This window comes from Psychromonas saccharinae, assembly GCF_051201515.1.
Classification (GTDB): Bacteria; Pseudomonadota; Gammaproteobacteria; order Enterobacterales; family Psychromonadaceae; genus Psychromonas.
This window is the reverse complement of the sequence record NZ_CP195153.1, coordinates 4,112,167-4,131,011: the sequence shown is the minus strand read 5'-3', so window position 1 is coordinate 4,131,011 and position 18,845 is coordinate 4,112,167. Positions and strand designations below refer to the sequence as shown.

The 18,845-nt window shown below is 40.4% G+C and carries 15 protein-coding genes; 14 read left to right on the top strand and 1 reads right to left on the bottom strand.

Features of this window, described 5'->3' with window-relative positions:
* Nucleotide 1 precedes the first annotated feature (1 nt).
* The 8 genes from rplK to ACR30L_RS18425 all read left to right on the top strand — a co-directional run bounded on the left by rplK (nucleotide 2) and on the right by ACR30L_RS18425 (nucleotide 13,255).
* On the top strand, nucleotides 2–430 hold the full coding sequence (gene rplK / locus ACR30L_RS18460) for a 50S ribosomal protein L11 (RefSeq protein WP_435235693.1): 429 nt from the start codon (nucleotides 2–4) through the stop codon (nucleotides 428–430).
* 4 nt (nucleotides 431–434) lie between these two features.
* The gene (gene rplA, locus ACR30L_RS18455) at nucleotides 435–1,139 is read left to right on the top strand and encodes a 50S ribosomal protein L1 (RefSeq protein ID WP_435235692.1); all 705 of its coding nucleotides are present in this window, start codon (nucleotides 435–437) and stop codon (nucleotides 1,137–1,139) included.
* 286 nt (nucleotides 1,140–1,425) lie between these two features.
* Nucleotides 1,426–1,929, top strand: coding sequence for a 50S ribosomal protein L10 (rplJ, locus tag ACR30L_RS18450; RefSeq protein WP_435235691.1), 504 nt, complete (start codon nucleotides 1,426–1,428; stop codon nucleotides 1,927–1,929).
* 40 nt (nucleotides 1,930–1,969) lie between these two features.
* On the top strand, nucleotides 1,970–2,338 hold the full coding sequence (rplL, locus tag ACR30L_RS18445; RefSeq protein ID WP_435235690.1) for a 50S ribosomal protein L7/L12: 369 nt from the start codon (nucleotides 1,970–1,972) through the stop codon (nucleotides 2,336–2,338).
* Between the two features lie 301 nt (nucleotides 2,339–2,639).
* Complete coding sequence (gene rpoB, locus ACR30L_RS18440; RefSeq protein WP_435235689.1) at nucleotides 2,640–6,686, top strand: DNA-directed RNA polymerase subunit beta; 4,047 nt, start codon at nucleotides 2,640–2,642, stop codon at nucleotides 6,684–6,686.
* Between the two features lie 80 nt (nucleotides 6,687–6,766).
* A complete protein-coding gene (rpoC, locus tag ACR30L_RS18435) occupies nucleotides 6,767–10,987 on the top strand; it encodes a DNA-directed RNA polymerase subunit beta' (RefSeq protein ID WP_435235688.1) in 4,221 nt (1,406 codons plus the stop codon).
* 414 nt (nucleotides 10,988–11,401) lie between these two features.
* The gene (locus tag ACR30L_RS18430) at nucleotides 11,402–11,788 is read left to right on the top strand and encodes a RidA family protein (protein ID WP_435235687.1); all 387 of its coding nucleotides are present in this window, start codon (nucleotides 11,402–11,404) and stop codon (nucleotides 11,786–11,788) included.
* 186 nt (nucleotides 11,789–11,974) lie between these two features.
* A complete protein-coding gene (locus ACR30L_RS18425; protein ID WP_435235686.1) occupies nucleotides 11,975–13,255 on the top strand; it encodes a serine dehydratase subunit alpha family protein in 1,281 nt (426 codons plus the stop codon).
* Between the two features lie 215 nt (nucleotides 13,256–13,470).
* Here ACR30L_RS18425 and ACR30L_RS18420 read toward each other — a convergent pair whose 3' ends face one another.
* On the bottom strand, nucleotides 13,471–13,929 hold the full coding sequence (locus tag ACR30L_RS18420; RefSeq protein ID WP_435235685.1) for an Lrp/AsnC family transcriptional regulator: 459 nt from the start codon (nucleotides 13,927–13,929) through the stop codon (nucleotides 13,471–13,473).
* A 188-nt stretch (nucleotides 13,930–14,117) separates the two neighbouring features.
* Between ACR30L_RS18420 and tusD the strand changes: the two genes are divergently transcribed.
* The 6 genes from tusD to fusA all read left to right on the top strand — a co-directional run bounded on the left by tusD (nucleotide 14,118) and on the right by fusA (nucleotide 18,793).
* A complete protein-coding gene (gene tusD, locus ACR30L_RS18415; protein WP_435235684.1) occupies nucleotides 14,118–14,504 on the top strand; it encodes a sulfurtransferase complex subunit TusD in 387 nt (128 codons plus the stop codon).
* 9 nt (nucleotides 14,505–14,513) lie between these two features.
* Nucleotides 14,514–14,879 carry a sulfurtransferase complex subunit TusC gene (tusC, locus tag ACR30L_RS18410; RefSeq protein ID WP_435235683.1) on the top strand — a complete coding sequence of 122 codons (366 nt, stop codon included), beginning with the start codon at nucleotides 14,514–14,516 and terminating at the stop codon, nucleotides 14,877–14,879.
* 324 nt (nucleotides 14,880–15,203) lie between these two features.
* Complete coding sequence (gene tusB, locus ACR30L_RS18405) at nucleotides 15,204–15,494, top strand: sulfurtransferase complex subunit TusB (protein WP_435235682.1); 291 nt, start codon at nucleotides 15,204–15,206, stop codon at nucleotides 15,492–15,494.
* Nucleotides 15,495–15,693: 199 nt separating this feature from the next.
* Entirely contained in the window at nucleotides 15,694–16,065 is a 372-nt protein-coding gene (rpsL, locus tag ACR30L_RS18400; protein ID WP_435235681.1) for a 30S ribosomal protein S12, read from the top strand.
* An 83-nt stretch (nucleotides 16,066–16,148) separates the two neighbouring features.
* Nucleotides 16,149–16,619, top strand: coding sequence for a 30S ribosomal protein S7 (rpsG, locus tag ACR30L_RS18395; RefSeq protein WP_435235680.1), 471 nt, complete (start codon nucleotides 16,149–16,151; stop codon nucleotides 16,617–16,619).
* An 80-nt stretch (nucleotides 16,620–16,699) separates the two neighbouring features.
* On the top strand, nucleotides 16,700–18,793 hold the full coding sequence (gene fusA, locus ACR30L_RS18390; RefSeq protein WP_435235679.1) for an elongation factor G: 2,094 nt from the start codon (nucleotides 16,700–16,702) through the stop codon (nucleotides 18,791–18,793).
* The last annotated feature ends 52 nt before the right edge of the window (nucleotides 18,794–18,845 follow it).

Below are 18,845 nucleotides of genomic sequence, written 5' to 3'. Positions count from 1 at the left end.
AATGGCTAAAAAAGTACAAGCATATATCAAGCTGCAAGTTTCAGCTGGTATGGCTAACCCGTCACCACCAGTTGGTCCAGCTCTTGGTCAACATGGTGTTAATATCATGGAATTCTGTAAAGCATTCAATGCAAAAACAGATTCAATCGAAAAAGGCGCGCCAGTACCTGTAGTAATTACAGTATACAATGACCGCTCTTTCACTTTCGAAACTAAGACTCCACCTGCATCTTTCTTACTTAAGAAAGCAGCCGGTATCAAGTCTGGTTCTGGCGTTCCAAATAAAAACAAAGTGGGTAAAGTTACACGTGCTCAACTTGAAGAGATCGCTAAAACGAAAGAACCTGATTTAACAGGTGCTGATCTTGATGCAATGGTACGTTGTATTGCGGGCTCTGCTCGTTCTATGGGTCTGGAAGTAGAGGGTTAATACAATGGCTAAATTATCTAAACGCATGAAAGTTATTCGCGACAAAGTTGACGTGACTAAAGAATACGAGATCAATGAAGCTGTAGCGCTTCTTCAAGAATTAGCGACGGCTAAATTCAATGAAAGTGTTGATGTTTCTGTAAATCTTGGTATTGATTCTAAACGTAGTGATCAAAACGTACGTGGTGCAACAGTATTGCCACACGGTACTGGTCGTGAAGTACGTGTTGCTGTGTTTACACAGGGCGCGAATGCTGAAGCTGCTAAAGAAGCGGGCGCGGACATCGTTGGTATGGACGAACTTGCTGCACAAGTTAAAGCGGGCGAAATGAACTTTGACGTTGTAATTGCATCTCCAGACGCTATGCGTGTTGTTGGTCAATTAGGTCAAATCTTAGGTCCACGTGGCCTAATGCCTAACCCGAAAGTAGGTACTGTAACACCTAATGTTGCTGAAGCAGTTAAAAATGCTAAAGCTGGTCAGGTTCGTTACCGTAACGACAAGAATGGTATTATCCATTCTACAATCGGTAAAGCATCGTTCACTACTGAACAAATCAAAGAAAACCTAGAAGCACTATTGGTTGCTATTAAAAAAGCAAAACCAGCTGCTGCAAAAGGTGTTTTCTTGAAAAAAGTTTCTCTATCTACAACTATGGGTGCTGGCGTGAAAATCGACCAAACATCTTTAGAAACTACGGTAGCGTAATTTTTTAATATCTATTTTAGTTAACATTATTATGTTCTCTAAGATGGGTATACAGGGCGGCAATTTATCTGTATAATTTGCCGCCTTACTTTGGAGGGCCTTAGGTCCCTTCCGAGACCGTAGGTGAAAATAGGTTAACTATTTTCTTAATTTCCTGCGTAGATGGTGCCGGACCCCAGAAAGAATTATTCTACCTGGATCCGATAACCGAAATAGTGCCTCATCTATTTATAGGTGAGGGTGTTTAGCTGGAATAAAATCCAGCGGAATCCAGGAGTAAAACCAAATGGCATTAAGACTCGAAGACAAACAAGCTATTGTCGCTGAAGTCAATGAAGCAGCTAAATCTGCTCTGTCTGCTGTTGTAGCCGATTCACGCGGCGTAACAGTTGGTGCAATGACTGAACTTCGTGCAGCAGCACGTGCAAACGGTGTTTATTTACGTGTAGTACGTAATACACTAGCACGTCGTGCAGTTGAAGGTACTGACTTTGCATGTTTAACAGAGACGTTTAGTGGTCCAACGATCCTTGCATTCTCAAACGAACATCCAGGTGCAGCAGCTCGTCTTTTAAAAGACTTCGCTAAAGCAAATGAAACGTTTGAAATTAAAGGTCTTGCATTTGAGGGGGAATTCATTGAAGCCGCTCAAGTGGACCGTCTAGCGACACTACCAACATACGAAGAAGCAATTGCGAAACTGATGGCAACTATGAAAGAAGCTGCAGCTGGCAAACTTGTACGTACTCTGGCTGCAATTCGCGACCAGAAAGAAGAATCTGCAGCATAATCGCTGTAATACCATTTAATTTATATATAGGAATTGACTCATGTCTCTTACTAAAGACCAAATCATTGATGCTGTTGCAGAACTATCTGTAATGGAAGTTGTTGAACTAATCGAAGCAATGGAAGAAAAATTCGGCGTATCTGCAGCTGCTGCAGTTGCTGCTGGTCCAGCTGCTGGCGGTGAAGCTGCTGCTGAACAAACTGAATTCGACGTTGTAATGACTGCATTCGGTGATAACAAAGTTAAAGCTATCAAAGCAGTACGTGGCGCTACAGGTCTTGGCCTGAAAGAAGCTAAAGCAGCTGTTGAAGCTTGCCCAACTGTAATCAAAGAAGCTGCATCTAAAGAAGAAGCAGAAGCTCTTAAAGCTGAATTAGAAGAAATCGGCGCAACAGTTGAACTTAAATAAGTTATAGTATATAACTGATTTACCATGCAAATGGTATTGGCTGGTGATTATTTAATCACCGGCCTTTTTGCGTACAGGATTCTGTGATTTTCCATTATTTTTCACGGAATCGGGCACTAAAGATGATGTGCACTCGTTATCACTGAAGGTATCAAGGTAAATCTTGCCGATGTATCTTGAGTAATAACGGGTCATTCCACATCATTAACACCAAAATAATGTTCGCCGTTGTCTATAAAAATAGAGGTCTCAATATAGACCAAGGCAACTATGATCACTTATCAGCGAGCAAAGGAACCACATGGGTTACTCTTATACTGAGAAAAAACGTATTCGTAAGGATTTTGGTAAACGTCCACAGGTGATGGAAAAACCATATCTGTTGTCTATCCAAATCGATTCATTCAAACGATTAATTGAAGTCGATCCGACTGGTGAAGTAGGTTTAGAAGCTGCTTTTAAAAGCATTTTCCCAATCGCCAGCTATTCAGGTACATCAGAACTGCAATATGTCAGCTATCGATTAGGTGACCCGGTATTTGATGTTAAAGAATGTCAGATCCGTGGAGTGACATACTCTGCATCAATACGTGTTAAATTGCGTCTTGTTATCTACGATCGTGATGCACCAGCAGGCACGGTTAAAGATATTCGTGAGCAAGAAGTTTACATGGGTGAAATTCCACTCATGACTGAAAATGGTACCTTTGTAATCAATGGTACTGAACGTGTTATCGTTTCTCAATTACACCGTTCTCCAGGTGTATTCTTCGATCACGATAAAGGTAAAACGCATAGCTCAGGTAAAGTACTTTATAACGCACGTGTGATCCCATACCGTGGTTCTTGGTTAGACTTTGAGTTTGACCCTAAAGATAACTTATTCGTTCGTATTGACCGTCGTCGTAAACTGCCTGCAACTATTATGTTGCGTGCGCTTGAATATACGACTGAACAAATCTTAGATATGTTCTACGATACAACTAAGTTTGAAATCAAAGATGGCAAAGTAACGATGGCGCTGATTGCGGATCGTTTACGTGGCGACACGGCTTCATTTGAAATTGTAGCTAATGGTAAAACCTATGTTGAGCAAGGTAAGCGTATTACCGCTCGTCATATTCGCCAACTTGAAAAAGACGGCGTAGAAAATATCGAAGTACCACTTGAATACCTTGAAGGTAAAGTGGTTGCTAAAGATTATATCAGTGGTGATACCGGCGAAATTATCGTTAATGCAAATGATTTACTGACGATGGAATTGATCGCTGATCTTTCTGAAGCTGGTATTAAAGCATTCGAAGTTATTTATACTAATGAATTAGATTGTGGTTCATTTATTTCTGATACGTTACGCGTTGATTCGTCAACTAACCGCCTTGAAGCATTAGTCGAAATCTACCGTATGATGCGTCCTGGTGAGCCACCAACAAAAGATGCAGCTGAAGGTCTATTCCAAAACCTATTCTTTGCTGAAGAACGCTATGACTTATCTAAAGTAGGTCGTATGAAGTTCAACCGTCGTGTTGGTCTTGAAGGCGATGAAGGTCCTGGTATTTTATCTAACGACGATATCTTAAGCGTAATGAAAACGTTAATTGATATACGTAACGGTCATGGTGAAGTGGATGATATCGATCACCTTGGTAACCGTCGTATTCGTTGTGTTGGTGAAATGGCTGAAAACCAATTCCGTGTTGGTTTAGTGCGTGTTGAACGTGCTGTTAAAGAGCGTTTATCTTTAGGTGATCTTGATGCAACAATGCCACAGGATTTGATTAATGCAAAACCTATTTCAGCTGCTGTTAAAGAGTTCTTCGGTTCATCACAACTGTCTCAGTTTATGGATCAGAATAACCCGCTTTCAGAAGTAACACATAAACGTCGTATTTCAGCGTTAGGTCCTGGTGGTCTTACTCGTGAACGTGCAGGCTTTGAAGTACGTGACGTACACGCAACTCACTACGGTCGTCTATGTCCAATTGAAACACCTGAGGGACCAAACATTGGTTTGATCAACTCACTTTCAACTTTTGCGCGTACTAATGACTATGGTTTCCTAGAAACACCGTACCGTAAAGTTATCGATGGCAAACCGGCTGATTTAGGTATTGAACCAGATTATCTTTCTGCAATTGAAGAAGGTTCATTCGTTATCGCACAGGCGAGTGCCGAAGTTGATGAAAATGGTTATCTAGTCGGTGAAATGGTGCCTTGTCGTCATAAAGGTGAATCTACCTTTATGAGCCCTGCTGATATCGATTATATGGATGTGTCTCCACAACAGATCATTTCTGTTGCTGCGTCACTTATCCCGTTCTTAGAACACGATGATGCTAACCGTGCCTTAATGGGTGCGAACATGCAACGTCAAGCCGTACCAACTTTACGTGCTGATAAGCCGCTTGTAGGTACAGGTATCGAACGTCGTCTTGCAATTGACTCGGGTGTAACAATCACGGCTAAACGTGGTGGTACAATCGATTACGTTGATGCATCACGTATTGTTGTTAAGGTGTCCGATGACGAACTACTTCCTGGTGAAGCGGGTATCGACATTTACAACTTAACTAAATACACGCGTTCAAATCAGAATACATGTATTAACCAACGTCCAACTTGTAAACCAGGCGAGCCAATTGTTCGCGGTGATGTACTAGCAGATGGCCCATCAACAGATATGGGTGATTTAGCACTAGGACAAAACATGAAGATTGCCTTCATGCCTTGGAATGGTTATAACTTTGAGGATTCAATCCTTATTTCTGAGCGTGTATCGCAAGAAGACCGTTTTACAACGATTCACATCCAAGAGTTCTCATGTGTTGCACGTGAAACTAAATTAGGTAGTGAAGAAATTTCTGCGGATATCCCTAATGTGGGTGAAGCTGCATTAAGCAAACTAGATGAGTCTGGTATTGTTTACGTAGGTGCAGAAGTTAAACCAGGTGATATTCTTGTTGGTAAAGTAACACCAAAAGGTGAGACACAACTAACGCCAGAAGAAAAACTATTACGTGCGATCTTCGGTGAAAAAGCATCTGATGTTAAAGATAGCTCGCTACGTGTTGGTGCTTCTACTTACGCAACGGTTATTGACGTTCAAGTATTTACCCGTGATGGCGTAGAGAAAGACAAACGTGCACTTGAAATTGAAGAAATGCAGCTTAAAGCGGCGAAGAAAGATTTAACTGAGAAGTTCCAAATCTTAGAAAACGCAATTTATGAAAAAGCATTAAACTTATTGATCAGTGCTGGACATGACGAAGCGCGTTTATTACAAATGCCGCGTGCTCAATGGTTAGAAATTATCATTGACGACGAAACTAAACAGTCATACCTTGAACAAATCATTGCACAGTACGATGAAGTTAAAGCGGATTACGATAAAGAATTCGATATTAAACGTCGTAAAATCACGCAAGGTGATGATTTAGCACCGGGTGTTCAAAAAATTGTTAAGGTTTACCTTGCAGTTCGTCGTCGCCTTCAACCGGGTGATAAAATGGCGGGTCGTCACGGTAACAAAGGTGTTGTTTCAAACATCGTTCCTGTTGAAGATATGCCTCACGATGAGTTTGGTGTGCCAGTTGATGTTGTACTTAACCCATTGGGTGTACCATCACGTATGAACATCGGTCAGATTTTAGAAACTCACCTAGGCTTAGCGGCTAAAGGTGTAGGTGAAAAACTTGAGCGTATGGTGAAAGCACAGCGTGAAGTTGAAATTGCTAAAGTGCGTGAGTTTGTACAAAAACTTTACTCATTTGGACAGGCACCTTGTCACGTTGACTTAAATGATTTCGATGACGATGCTGTATTGCGTCTTGCTGAAAATCTATACAAAGGTTTACCAGTTGCAACACCGGCGTTTGATGGTGCTTACGAAAGCGAAATTCGTGAACTGTTACGTTTAGCTGATTTACCTGAAACAGGTCAACTACAGTTAACTGATGGTCGTACGGGTATTCCATTCGAACGTCCAGTAACCGTTGGTTACATGTACATGCTCAAATTGAATCACTTGGTTGATGACAAAATGCATGCGCGTTCTACTGGTTCTTACAGCCTAGTTACTCAGCAACCACTTGGTGGTAAAGCTCAGTTCGGTGGCCAGCGTTTTGGTGAGATGGAAGTATGGGCACTAGAAGCATACGGTGCGGCTTACACTCTACAAGAGATGCTGACAGTTAAATCGGATGACGTTAACGGTCGTACTAAGATGTATAAAAACATCGTTGATGGCGACCATAGAATGGAACCAGGCATGCCTGAATCATTCAACGTACTGTTAAAAGAAATCCGTTCATTAGGTATCAATATTGAACTTGATGAAGAAAATAACTAAGCATTAGGCACTAGTTAGCAGTAAATATGTGGCGTCTGGTTTAGCCGGACGCCTAGTTTTAACTCCTATGGGAGAGTAGCGTGAAAGACTTACTCAAGTTTTTAAAGCAACAAAATAAAACCAAAGAATTTGATGGAATCAAAATTGGTTTAGCATCACCTGAAACGATCCGTTCATGGTCATTCGGTGAAGTTAAAAAACCAGAAACCATTAACTACCGTACTTTTAAACCAGAGCGTGAAGGTTTGTTCTGTGCGCGTATCTTTGGTCCAATTAAAGATTACGAATGTTTATGTGGCAAATACAAACGCCTGAAGCATCGTGGTGTTATTTGTGAAAAATGTGGTGTTGAAGTAACGCAATCTAAAGTTCGTCGTGACCGTATGGGTCATATCGAATTAGCTTCACCTGTTGCACATATTTGGTTCCTTAAATCACTTCCTTCTCGTATCGGCTTAATGCTAGATATGACGTTGCGTGATATTGAACGTATCCTTTACTTTGAATCTTTCGTGGTTGTAGAACCAGGCATGACAGATCTTGAGCGTCGTCAAATTCTTCTTGAAGAAGAATATTTAGATATGCTTGAGCAATGGGGCGATGAGTTTGAAGCACTAATGGGTGCTGAAGCGGTATTTGCTTTATTGAAGCAGTTAGATTTAGAGCATGAAATTTCAGTAATGCGTGAAGAATTAGGTACAACTAATTCTGAAACTAAACGTAAGAAATTAACAAAACGTCTGAAATTGGTTGAATCTTTCCACCAGTCTTCAAATAAACCAGAATGGATGATCCTGACTGTATTGCCAGTGCTTCCACCTGATTTACGTCCACTAGTACCACTAGATGGCGGTCGTTTTGCGACTTCAGATCTGAATGACTTATACCGTCGTGTTATTAACCGTAATAACCGTCTAAAACGTCTATTGGACTTAGCGGCTCCAGACATCATCGTACGTAACGAAAAACGTATGTTACAAGAGTCTGTTGATGCGTTATTAGATAATGGTCGTCGTGGCCGTGCAATTACTGGTTCTAACAAACGTCCGCTTAAATCTCTTGCCGATATGATTAAAGGTAAGCAAGGTCGTTTCCGTCAGAATCTATTGGGTAAACGTGTTGATTACTCTGGTCGTTCTGTAATTACTGTTGGTCCATCACTACGTTTACATCAGTGTGGTCTTCCTAAGAAAATGGCACTTGAGTTATTCAAACCATTTGTTTACGGAAAACTAGAAGCATTAGGTCTAGCAACTACGATTAAAGCAGCTAAAAAATTAGTTGACCGTGAAGGCGGTGAAGTTTGGGATATCCTTGAAGGGGTTATTCGTGAACATCCAGTTATGCTTAACCGTGCGCCGACACTTCACAGATTGGGTATCCAAGCATTCGAACCTGTACTTATTGAAGGTAAAGCAATGCAGCTTCACCCTCTAGTATGTGCGGCATACAATGCCGATTTCGATGGTGACCAAATGGCGATTCACGTGCCATTAACTATCGAAGCACAGCTTGAAGCTCGAACGCTAATGATGTCTACGAATAATATCCTATCACCTGCGAATGGTGATCCGATTATCGTACCTTCTCAAGACGTTGTATTGGGTCTTTACTACATGACTCGTAAAAATATCAACGCGAAAGGCGAAGGTATGTACTTTATGGATGCTAAGGAAGCTGAAAAAGCTTACCGTGCAGGTGCTGTGTCACTGCAAGCAATCGTTAAAGTGCGTATGACGCAAGTACATATTCAAGAAGATGGTAGCCGCACATCAACAACTGAGCTTGTTGAAACGACTGTTGGCCGTGCTATTTTATCTTTGATCATGCCTGAAGGTTTACCTTTTGAACATGTAGACCAAAACATGGGCAAAAAAGCGATCTCAAGTGCATTGAATGCGTGTTACCGTTTATTGGGTATTAAAGATACAGTTATTTTTGCTGACCAATTAATGTATACCGGTTTTGAATATGCAACCTTATCAGGTGCCTCTGTTGGTATCGTTGATATGGAAATTCCAGAAGCTAAGAAAGGTCTGGTTGCTTCTGCTGAAGCGGAAGTGTTGGAAATTCAAGAACAGTTCCAAGCTGGTTTGGTTACTGCGGGTGAGCGTTACAATAAAGTTATCGATATCTGGGCAAGTGCGAATGAGCAAGTTGCTAAGGCGATGATGGAAAACCTTTCAAAAGAAACAGTTTTAACTTCGAAAGGCGAAGAAGTTCAACAGGACTCATTCAATAGCGTTTACATGATGGCCGACTCTGGTGCGCGTGGTAGTGCTGCTCAGATTCGTCAGTTAGCGGGTATGCGTGGTCTGATGGCTAAACCGGATGGTTCAATTATCGAAACACCGATTGTTGCAAACTTCCGTGAAGGTCTGAACGTACTTCAGTACTTCATCTCAACCCATGGTGCACGTAAAGGTTTGGCCGATACTGCACTTAAAACAGCGAACTCGGGTTATCTAACTCGTCGCTTGGTTGATATTGCACAAGATTTAGTTATTACTGAAGAAGATTGTGGTAGTGAAGAAGGTCTATTAATCACGCCATTAATTCAAGGTGGTGATGTTGTTGAACCACTTCGAGAACGTGTACTTGGTCGTGTTGTTGCTAAAGACGTGATTAAACCGGGTACTAAAGACGAAGTCTTACTTGCTCGTAATACATTACTCGATGAAAAACTGTGTGATCTTGTTGAAGAAGCTTCAGTTGATAAAATCTGGGTACGTTCTGTTATTACTTGTAATACTGACTTTGGTGCTTGTGCGAAATGTTACGGTCGTGACTTGGCGCGTGGTCATCTTGTTGGTCAAGGTGAAGCGGTTGGTGTTATGGCTGCACAGTCTATCGGTGAACCTGGAACACAGCTAACAATGCGTACCTTCCACATCGGTGGTGCCGCATCGCGTTCTGCGTCTGAAAACAGTATTCAAGTTAAGAATTCTGGTACAATCAAACTGCATAATTCTAAGTTTGTTATTAATTCAGATAATAAAGTGGTTATTACTTCTCGTTCGACTGAATTAACGATTATCGATGATTTAGGCCGTACAAAAGAGAATCACAGATTGCCTTATGGTGCGATCCTTGAGAAACAAGATGGCGCAGAAATCACTTCTGGTGAAATCATTGCTAACTGGGACCCTCATACGCATCCAATCATTACCGAAGTAGAAGGTAAGATTGAGTTCGTTGACTTTATTGAAGGCGTGACAATTAACAAACAAACCGATGAACTAACTGGTTTATCAAGTATTGTTGTTATTGATCCGGCTCAACGTCCATCTGCGGGTAAAGAGATGCGTCCATTGGCTAAATTAGTTGATGCTGAAGGCAATGACTTATTTATTCCAGGAACGAACGTTGTAGCACAATACGCGTTACCTTCTAAAGCTATTGTAAGCCTTGAAGATGGTGTTCAGGTGAAAGTCGGTGAAGCGGTTGCTCGTATTCCTCAAGAAAGTTCGAAAACGCGTGATATTACCGGTGGTCTACCACGTGTTGCTGACTTATTTGAAGCGCGTACACCAAAAGATGCTGCAATTCTTGCTGAAGTATCTGGTACGTTATCATTTGGTAAAGAAACTAAAGGTAAACGTCGCTTAGTTATCACTAAAGCAGATGGCGATACGTATGAAGAGATGATCCCTAAATGGCGTCACCTAAATATCTTCGAAGGTGAGAAGATTGAAAAAGGTGAGGTTATTTCTGACGGTCCAGAATCTCCACATGATATCCTTCGTCTACGTGGTATTAGCCCAGTGGCTAATTACATTACTAACGAAGTACAAGAAGTATATCGTTTACAAGGTGTAAAAATTAATGATAAACATATTGAAGTTATCGTTAATCAGATGCTGCGTAAATGTATTATCACCGATGCGGGTGATTCTAGCTTCTTAGCCGGTGAGCAAGCTGAAGTAGTACGTGTTATTATTGAAAACCGTAAACTTGAAGCGGAAGGTAAAGCCGTTGCGACGTTCGAATACCAATTATTGGGTATTACTAAAGCATCGCTTGCGACTGAGTCATTTATTTCTGCAGCTTCTTTCCAAGAAACAACACGTGTTCTTACAGAAGCAGCTGTTGCTGGTAAATGTGACCAATTACATGGCTTGAAAGAGAATGTAATCGTAGGTCGTCTAATCCCTGCTGGTACTGGTTTTGCACATCATAAATCACGCTCTGCTGAAAAAGCGAAAGCACTTGAGCCACAAGTGGAAGAGCCAGTAGTAGATGTAGATGCAGCTGAACAAAGCTTAGCAGACTTACTAAATGCCGTTGATTTTGGTGAATAAATCACGCCGTTAAGCTTGAATGCCTTAGGTTGACAAGTAGTAAGTTTTAAAAAGGTGCTTCGGCACCTTTTTTTATATCAGGAAGAATAGTTCTCAGCTATCAGCTATCAGCTATCAGCTTTCAGCTTTCAGCTTTCAGCTTTCAGCTTTCAGCTATTAGCTATTAGCTATTAGCTATTGGCTATTAGCTATTAGCTATTAGCTATTGGCTATTGGCTATTGGCTTTCAGTTTTCAGTTTTCAGTTTGGTGTTTCGTCTTTATTTCGAGCATTGCAAATTAAACAATGTAAAATACGGCTGTTATGTCTTACTGATAGCTGACAGCTGAAGGCTTCTTTCCCCCCTTGTTTTTCCTTAGTATCTAATCCAATATATACGCACTTCTTATTTAATCATTTAAAGGTATGTTCTCAATGACAACTAAAAAAATAATCTCGACTTCTCAAGCACCTGCTGCGATCGGTCCTTATTCTCAAGCGAACCAATTTGGTAATATGTTATTTACTTCAGGTCAAATTCCATTAGTACCGGAAACGATGGAAATTGTTGAAGGTGGTATTACGGAACAATCAGAGCAAGCAATGCAGAATTTAATGGCAGTATTAAAAGAAGCGAAGGCATCGGCAGAGACAGTGATCAAAACTACGTGTTTTTTGAGTGATATGAATAACTTTGTTGCTTTTAACGAAGTTTATGGTAAATACTTTCCAGAAAACGCACCTGCACGTTCTTGTGTTGAGGTCGCACGTTTACCAAAAGATGTGTTAGTTGAACTAGAAGCGATTGCAATAACCGCATAGTCTTAGAGCATCGAGTCGCGAGCCTACCACCATGAAATTCGCGACTCATTGTTATTCAGTGAAATTTTCACTTAAGTAGAAAAATTTTCTCCTATCTATTGTTTTCATAGTAAATAAAGCAAATTATTCCTCCCTCAAAGTTCGTATAGTTATCCTAGTCACTTGCTAAGTTAAAAGGTTAATAAAATGAACAGGGATTTATGGAATAATTTTATCGCCATTGTTAAAAAAGAAGTTGTACCGGCCTTGGGATGCACAGAGCCTATTTCTGTTGCCCTCGCTGCTGCCATTGCCGCAAATAAATTATCTGGAAATATTGAAAAAATAAATGTTCAAGTCTCACCCAATTTAATGAAAAATGGGATGGGGGTTGGTGTTCCAGGAACAGGAATGGTTGGTTTGCCAATTGCTGCTGCAATAGGTGCTGTCGCAGGAGATCCAAATAGTGGCTTGCAAGTATTAAAAAATATAACCGATTGTGATGTAGATAAAGCAAAGAGGTTGCTGGACTGTGTATCAATAAAAGTTGCCGATGTACCCAACCCTTTATATGCGAAAGTAACAATCAATAGCTTAAATGAATTTATTACAGTGACTATTGCTGACTCTCATACTCGGGTTCTGATGATTGAAGAAAATGGTATCGCAACCTATTTAGCAACAACTGAAATAGAAGATAACCATTCAGTTTTGCATAATGATTTTGAAAACGTTTGTGCAAAGGATATTTATGATTTTTCAGTTAATGTATCAATTGCAGATATTGCTTTTATTAATCAATCGAGTCAATTAAATAATGCCTTATCAAAAGAAGGCCTAGTCGGAGATTATGGTTTAAAAATAGGGAAAACATTTCAACGTAATGTTGACCGTGGATTATTGTCTAAAGATTTGTTAACCGATGTGATAATGCGAACTTCTGCGGCTTCTGACGCGAGAATGGATGGGGCAATGAAGCCAGCCATGAGCAACTCAGGGTCTGGAAATCAAGGCATTACTGCGACGATGCCCGTTGTCGTTACTGCTGAATATTTACAAGCAAGTGAAGAGCAAACCCTGCGTGCATTAATGTTGTCACATTTAATGGCCATTTATATCAAATACCAGCAAAATAAATTATCTGCATTATGTGCGACAACTACTGCAGGAATGGGGGCTACAGCTGCCATTACTTACCTGTTAGGTGGAAATTACCAACAAATTAGTTATGCCATTAGCAGTATGATTGGCGATGTGTCTGGCATTATTTGTGATGGCGCAAAACCTGGATGTGCATTAAAGGTTTCATCATCAGCCGGTGCGGCGGTTAAAGCGGCCTTAATGGCGTTAGAAGGAGCATATGCTTCTGGCAATGAAGGTATTGTGTCCGATGATGTTGATAAATCAATTGAGAATTTATGCGCATTAGCGAATGGTTCTATGACACAGACGGACATACAAATTCTTGATATTATGGTGAATAAATAAGGATCGGCTTCAAAACTACTTACTCTTTGTTTTCAAAATAATCAGTGTTTAAGATTTTATGAAGACTTAGAGTAAGTTGATTTGTAACGATTCCTAAGGATCGGTTTCAAAACTACTTGCTCTTTGTTTTCAAAATAATCAGTTTTCAGCTATCAGTTAATATAGCTGCGAGTGGCGAGCTTCTAGCTGCGAACTTATCTTGTATTTCGTAGCTGTTATATCGGTAAAGCCGTTGTATATTTCAGCGGCTCCATTGCAAAGGTAGAGGTTACATTTGCAATGCCTGGCACACTGTTAACTAACTTTTTATAAAAAGAATCAAAGTGTTTCATGTCTTCAACTTGGACTTTCATCATATAATCATATTCCCCTGCCATACGATAAAACTCAATAATTTCAGGGAATATACTGACGGTTTCAACAAAATGGTTGTACCACTCATGTGAATGGTCGTTGGTTTTTAATAGTACGAACGCAGTGAATAGTAATCCAAGTTTTTCTGGATTTAATAATGCGACTCGCTTGCTAATAACACCTTCGTCTTCAAGGCGTTTTATGCGCTTCCAACAAGGCGTGGTTGTTAAGTTTACTTTTTCAGCTAGGTCATTTAAAGAAATCGTACAATCATTTTGTAACGTAGAAAGTATAATGCGATCTATTTTGTCGAGTTTCATCTTTAAATTCCTAAAATAATAGATTTTATTTCTTTAATATACTCTAAATAGAGAAGATATTCATAGCGATTCAATATTGATACTATTGTAAAATATTTGCCTATAACGTTAGGCTTTGAAATCAGGGTATTTATAACTTGTCACTCACTGCTATTTTTTGACACGGTAATTTAATTGGATAATCAAAAATGAAATTTTCAATAGTTGTTAGTGGGGCTCCCTATGGTTCACAAAGTGCTAGCTCTGCTTATCAATTTTGTTTAGCAGCATTGCAAGATGGACATAAAATCACGGGGGTGTTTTTTTATCAAGAAGGTGTGCTTAACGCAAATCAATTAGTTAGCCCCGTTAGTGATGAAACAAATCTCCCTAACTTATGGTCAATACTAGCGAACAATAATAAATTCCCTTTAGAAGTTTGTGTCTCAGCTGCTTTACGCCGTGGTGTTGTCGATCAGACTGAAGCAAAGCAACTCGGTTTACAACATTTTAATCTAAAACCTCCCTTTATATTAAGCGGATTGGGACAACTCGCAGAGCTTAGCGCTGGTTGTGATCGTTTGGTGCAGTTTTAAGGACGCTATATGATGAACGAGAAAAAAATAGGAATCATCAATCGCTGCGGTCCACATGGCACTGCAAGTGGGCGTGAATCTTTAGATTTATCCTTGGCTTTATCGGCTTATAACGAGTCTTTATCGCTATTTTTTATTGGCGATGGGGTTTATCAGTTGGTGAAGGGACATTCAACGAATCAAATTTTACAAAAAAACTATCAGCCATTATTTAAGATGCTAGAAATGTATGATGTGGAGAATATCTATGTTTGTAGCGAATCGTTACAACAGCGTCACTTAGATACAAAACTCTTGTTAATTGAGGTGAGTTTTCTGGAGACGGAAGACTTGCAGATTAAATTAGCAGAACAGGACCAATTACTGAGTTTCTAAAAGAAGCTTTCAGCGGTTAGCCATCAGTCAAATCGGTTGAACTGCGAAGTGCGAAATTTAGCCTCGTTTTCATACAGAGTGTTGGAGCTATAAAAGACTTGGTGCGCAGAGCACACCCTACCTGATATTAAATTTACAGGAATAAATACGAGTTGGGTGTGCTATGCGGATTGAAATGTTAAGGTTATCGCACTCACAATAGCGATTAAAAATTGAAGTTTACCCTCGTTCACATGCTCCGCGAGGCCGTGTGAGCTATTTAGCACGGAAGGTGTTCGTAGCTTGATACTCACAGCTAGTTGCTCCTTTATTTTGAGATTATTTATGATATTACATACGGTAAAAACATCGCCTTTCCAGACGCTTGCCATTGTCGATTGTTTAGCATTAATGGCAGAGCAAGATACTCTATTATTGATTGAAGATGCAGTTATTGCAGCCCAAGCAAAGCATGCATCATCTGAACAACTTGCCTTGCTCTCCGAACAAGGACGTCTTATGGTACTCGATGCAGATCTTCTAGCGCGTGGTATTCAAAATAATATTGGCAAGGTGTGTAGTTATACTGATTTTGTTAAATTGGTTGTGCAACATAAAAGCCAAATAGCTTGGTGATAAACCGCAGTGTTTTATGAGCTTGGGTCTATGATGTGCTAGCACTTACCTTAAAGTGATTATCTCGCCACGCGAAGCTTGCCTTTGTGATCAAAATCCTGATTGCTTAAATATTGACTCCTTTTTGTAATAAGCGTAAACTCTTGCAACCCTTAATCTAAGGGTTGATTTTTCACACACAATTAGGAGCTATTTAATAATGGCAACAATTTCACAACTGGTTCGCAAACCACGTAAGGACAAAGTTCAAAAAACTAACGTTCCTGCGTTAGAAGCGTGTCCTCAAAAACGTGGTGTATGTACTCGTGTATATACTACTACTCCAAAAAAACCTAACTCAGCAATGCGTAAAGTTGCTCGTGTTCGTCTAACTAACGGTTTCGAAGTAACTTCGTACATCGGTGGTGAAGGCCATAACCTGCAAGAACATAGTGTAATCTTGATCCGTGGCGGTCGTGTAAAAGATTTACCGGGTGTTCGTTACCATACTGTACGTGGTGCACTTGATACTTCAGGTGTTGCAGATCGTCGTAAAGGTCGTTCTAAGTACGGTGCTAAGAAGCCTAAGTAAGCTTTTCCGTAAGTAAGGCCAAACAAACACTATTTTAATTTAATATGTTTTGGGTAAAATCCTGAAGCGCACGGAGAAATAAGATGCCAAGAAGACGCGTCATAGCTACTCGTAAAGTACTTCCAGATCCTAAGTTCGGATCAGAAATTCTAGCAAAATTCGTTAACGTTGTAATGGTTGACGGAAAAAAATCTGTTGCTGAAAAGATCGTTTACGGTGCTCTAAAAACTGCTGCTGACAAAAGTAGCAAAGAAGCACTAGATATCTTTGAAGTAGCTCTTGAAAATATACGTCCAAGCGTCGAGGTTAAATCTCGTCGTGTTGGTGGTTCAACATACCAAGTTCCTGTAGAAGTTCGTCCTTCTCGTCGTAATGCGTTAGCAATGCGTTGGTTAGTTGAAGCATCACGTAAACGTGGTGAAAAATCAATGGCATTACGTCTAGCTGGTGAGTTAGTCGATGCTGCGGATAATAAAGGTTCTGCGGTTAAGAAACGTGAAGACGTTCACCGTATGGCTGATGCAAACAAAGCGTTTGCACATTACCGCTGGTAAAAACATATTTGTACAGGTAATTGTTACCTGTGCATTTTCGTTTCTAGATAAAGCTAAGTTTTATTTAAAAGGACATCATTTTGTCACGTACAACTTCAATTGAGCGCTACCGTAATATCGGTATTGTTGCTCATGTCGATGCGGGTAAAACGACAACGACAGAGCGTATATTGTTCTACACTGGATTATCTCACAAAATAGGTGAGGTACATGATGGTGCAGCAACAATGGACTGGATGGAACAGGAGCAGGAGCGTGGTATTACTATCACATCTGCTGCGACGACAACATTTTGGTCTGGTATGCAAGGTCAGTTTGATCAACACCGTATTAACATCATTGATACTCCTGGACACGTTGACTTCACTATTGAAGTTGAACGTTCATTGCGCGTACTTGATGGGGCAGTTGTTGTATTTTGTGGTGCATCTGGTGTTGAGCCTCAATCGGAAACAGTATGGCGCCAAGCTAACAAATATCACGTTCCACGTATTGTATTTGTTAATAAAATGGACCGTACCGGGGCAAATTTTGAAGCTGTTGTCGCACAAATTAAAAACCGCTTAGGTGCTACTTGTGTTCCTATTCATTTGAATATTGGTACAGAGGAAACCTTTGAAGGTGTTATCGACCTGATTAAAATGAAGGCGATAAATTGGAGCGACTCAGATCAAGGAATGACGTTTGAGTATCACGACATTCCTGCTGAACTACTTGAACGTGCAGAAGAATTGCATGAAGAATTAGTAGATACAGCTGCTGAAGCAAACGATGAGTTAATGGAAAAATACCTTGAAGAAGGTGAGCTTTCAGAAGACGAAATCAAAGCAGGTTTACGTATTCGTACGTTAAACAATGAAATCGTATTAGCAACTTGTGGTAGTGCCTTTAAAAATAAAGGCGTTCAAGCTGTGTTAGATGCGGTTATTGACTTTCTTCCTTCGCCTAATGAAGTTGCTGCTATTAAAGGTATCAACGACAGAGATGAAGAAATTGAATGTCCTGCTTCTGATGAAGCACCATTTGCTGCACTTGCATTTAAAATCGCAACGGACCCATTTGTTGGGACGTTAACATTTATGCGTGTGTATTCAGGTGTTGTTAATTCAGGGGATCACGTTTATAACGCTGTGAAAATGAAGAAAGAACGTTTTGGTCGTATCGTACAGATGCATGCCAATGACCGTAAAGAAGTTAAAGAGATCCGTGCCGGCGATATCGCTGCAGCTATTGGTCTTAAAGACGTCACTACGGGTGATACGCTTTGTTCTCCTGATCATAAAGTGATTCTTGAACGCATGGAGTTTCCTGACCCAGTTATTCAAATTGCGGTTGAGCCTAGAACTAAGGCCGACCAAGATAAGTTAACTATTGCGTTAGAGAAACTTGCTGCTGAAGATCCTTCATTCCGTGTTGAAACGAATGAAGAGTCTGGGCAAATATTGATTTCCGGTATGGGTGAACTTCACCTTGATATTATCGTGGATCGTATGCGTCGTGAATTTAGTGTGAACTGTAATGTGGGTAATCCACAGGTAGCCTATCGTGAAACTATCTTAAAGGCAGTTTCCGTTGAAGGTGAATTTATTCGTCAAGGGGAAGGACCTAGCCATTATGGCCATGTATTCCTCAAACTTGAACCGCTTGAAGCAGGTTCTGGTTTTGAATTTGTTAATGAAATTACAGATGGTTGTGTTCCAAAAGAATACATCCCTGCTATTAACAAAGGCTGTGAAGAACAAATGAACCAAGGTGTACTTGCCGGGTTCCCAATGCTTGATATTAAGGCAACATTAACTGGTGGTTCATTCCACGAGGTTGACTCAAGCGAAATGGCGTTTAAAATTGCGGCCATGATGGGCTTTAGAGATGGTGCATTAAAAGCTGATGCGACTATACTTGAACCTATTATGAAAGTTGAAGTAACAACGCCGGAAGACTGGATGGGTGATGTTGTTGGCGACCTTAACCGTCGTCGTGGTATAATAGATGGTATGGATGATGGCCCTGGTGGCGTTAAAATTGTTCATGCTAAAGTACCACTTGCGGAAATGTTCGGTTATTCGACCTCATTACGCTCTGCAACACAGGGTCGCGCCTCATATTCTATGGAATTTTGTGAATATGCTGCTGCTCCTAAAAAAATTGCTGATGCAATTATTGAAGCGAAATAAAAAATAAATTACACTAACGCCTTTCCATGTGATGGCATGTGGAGAGGTATTA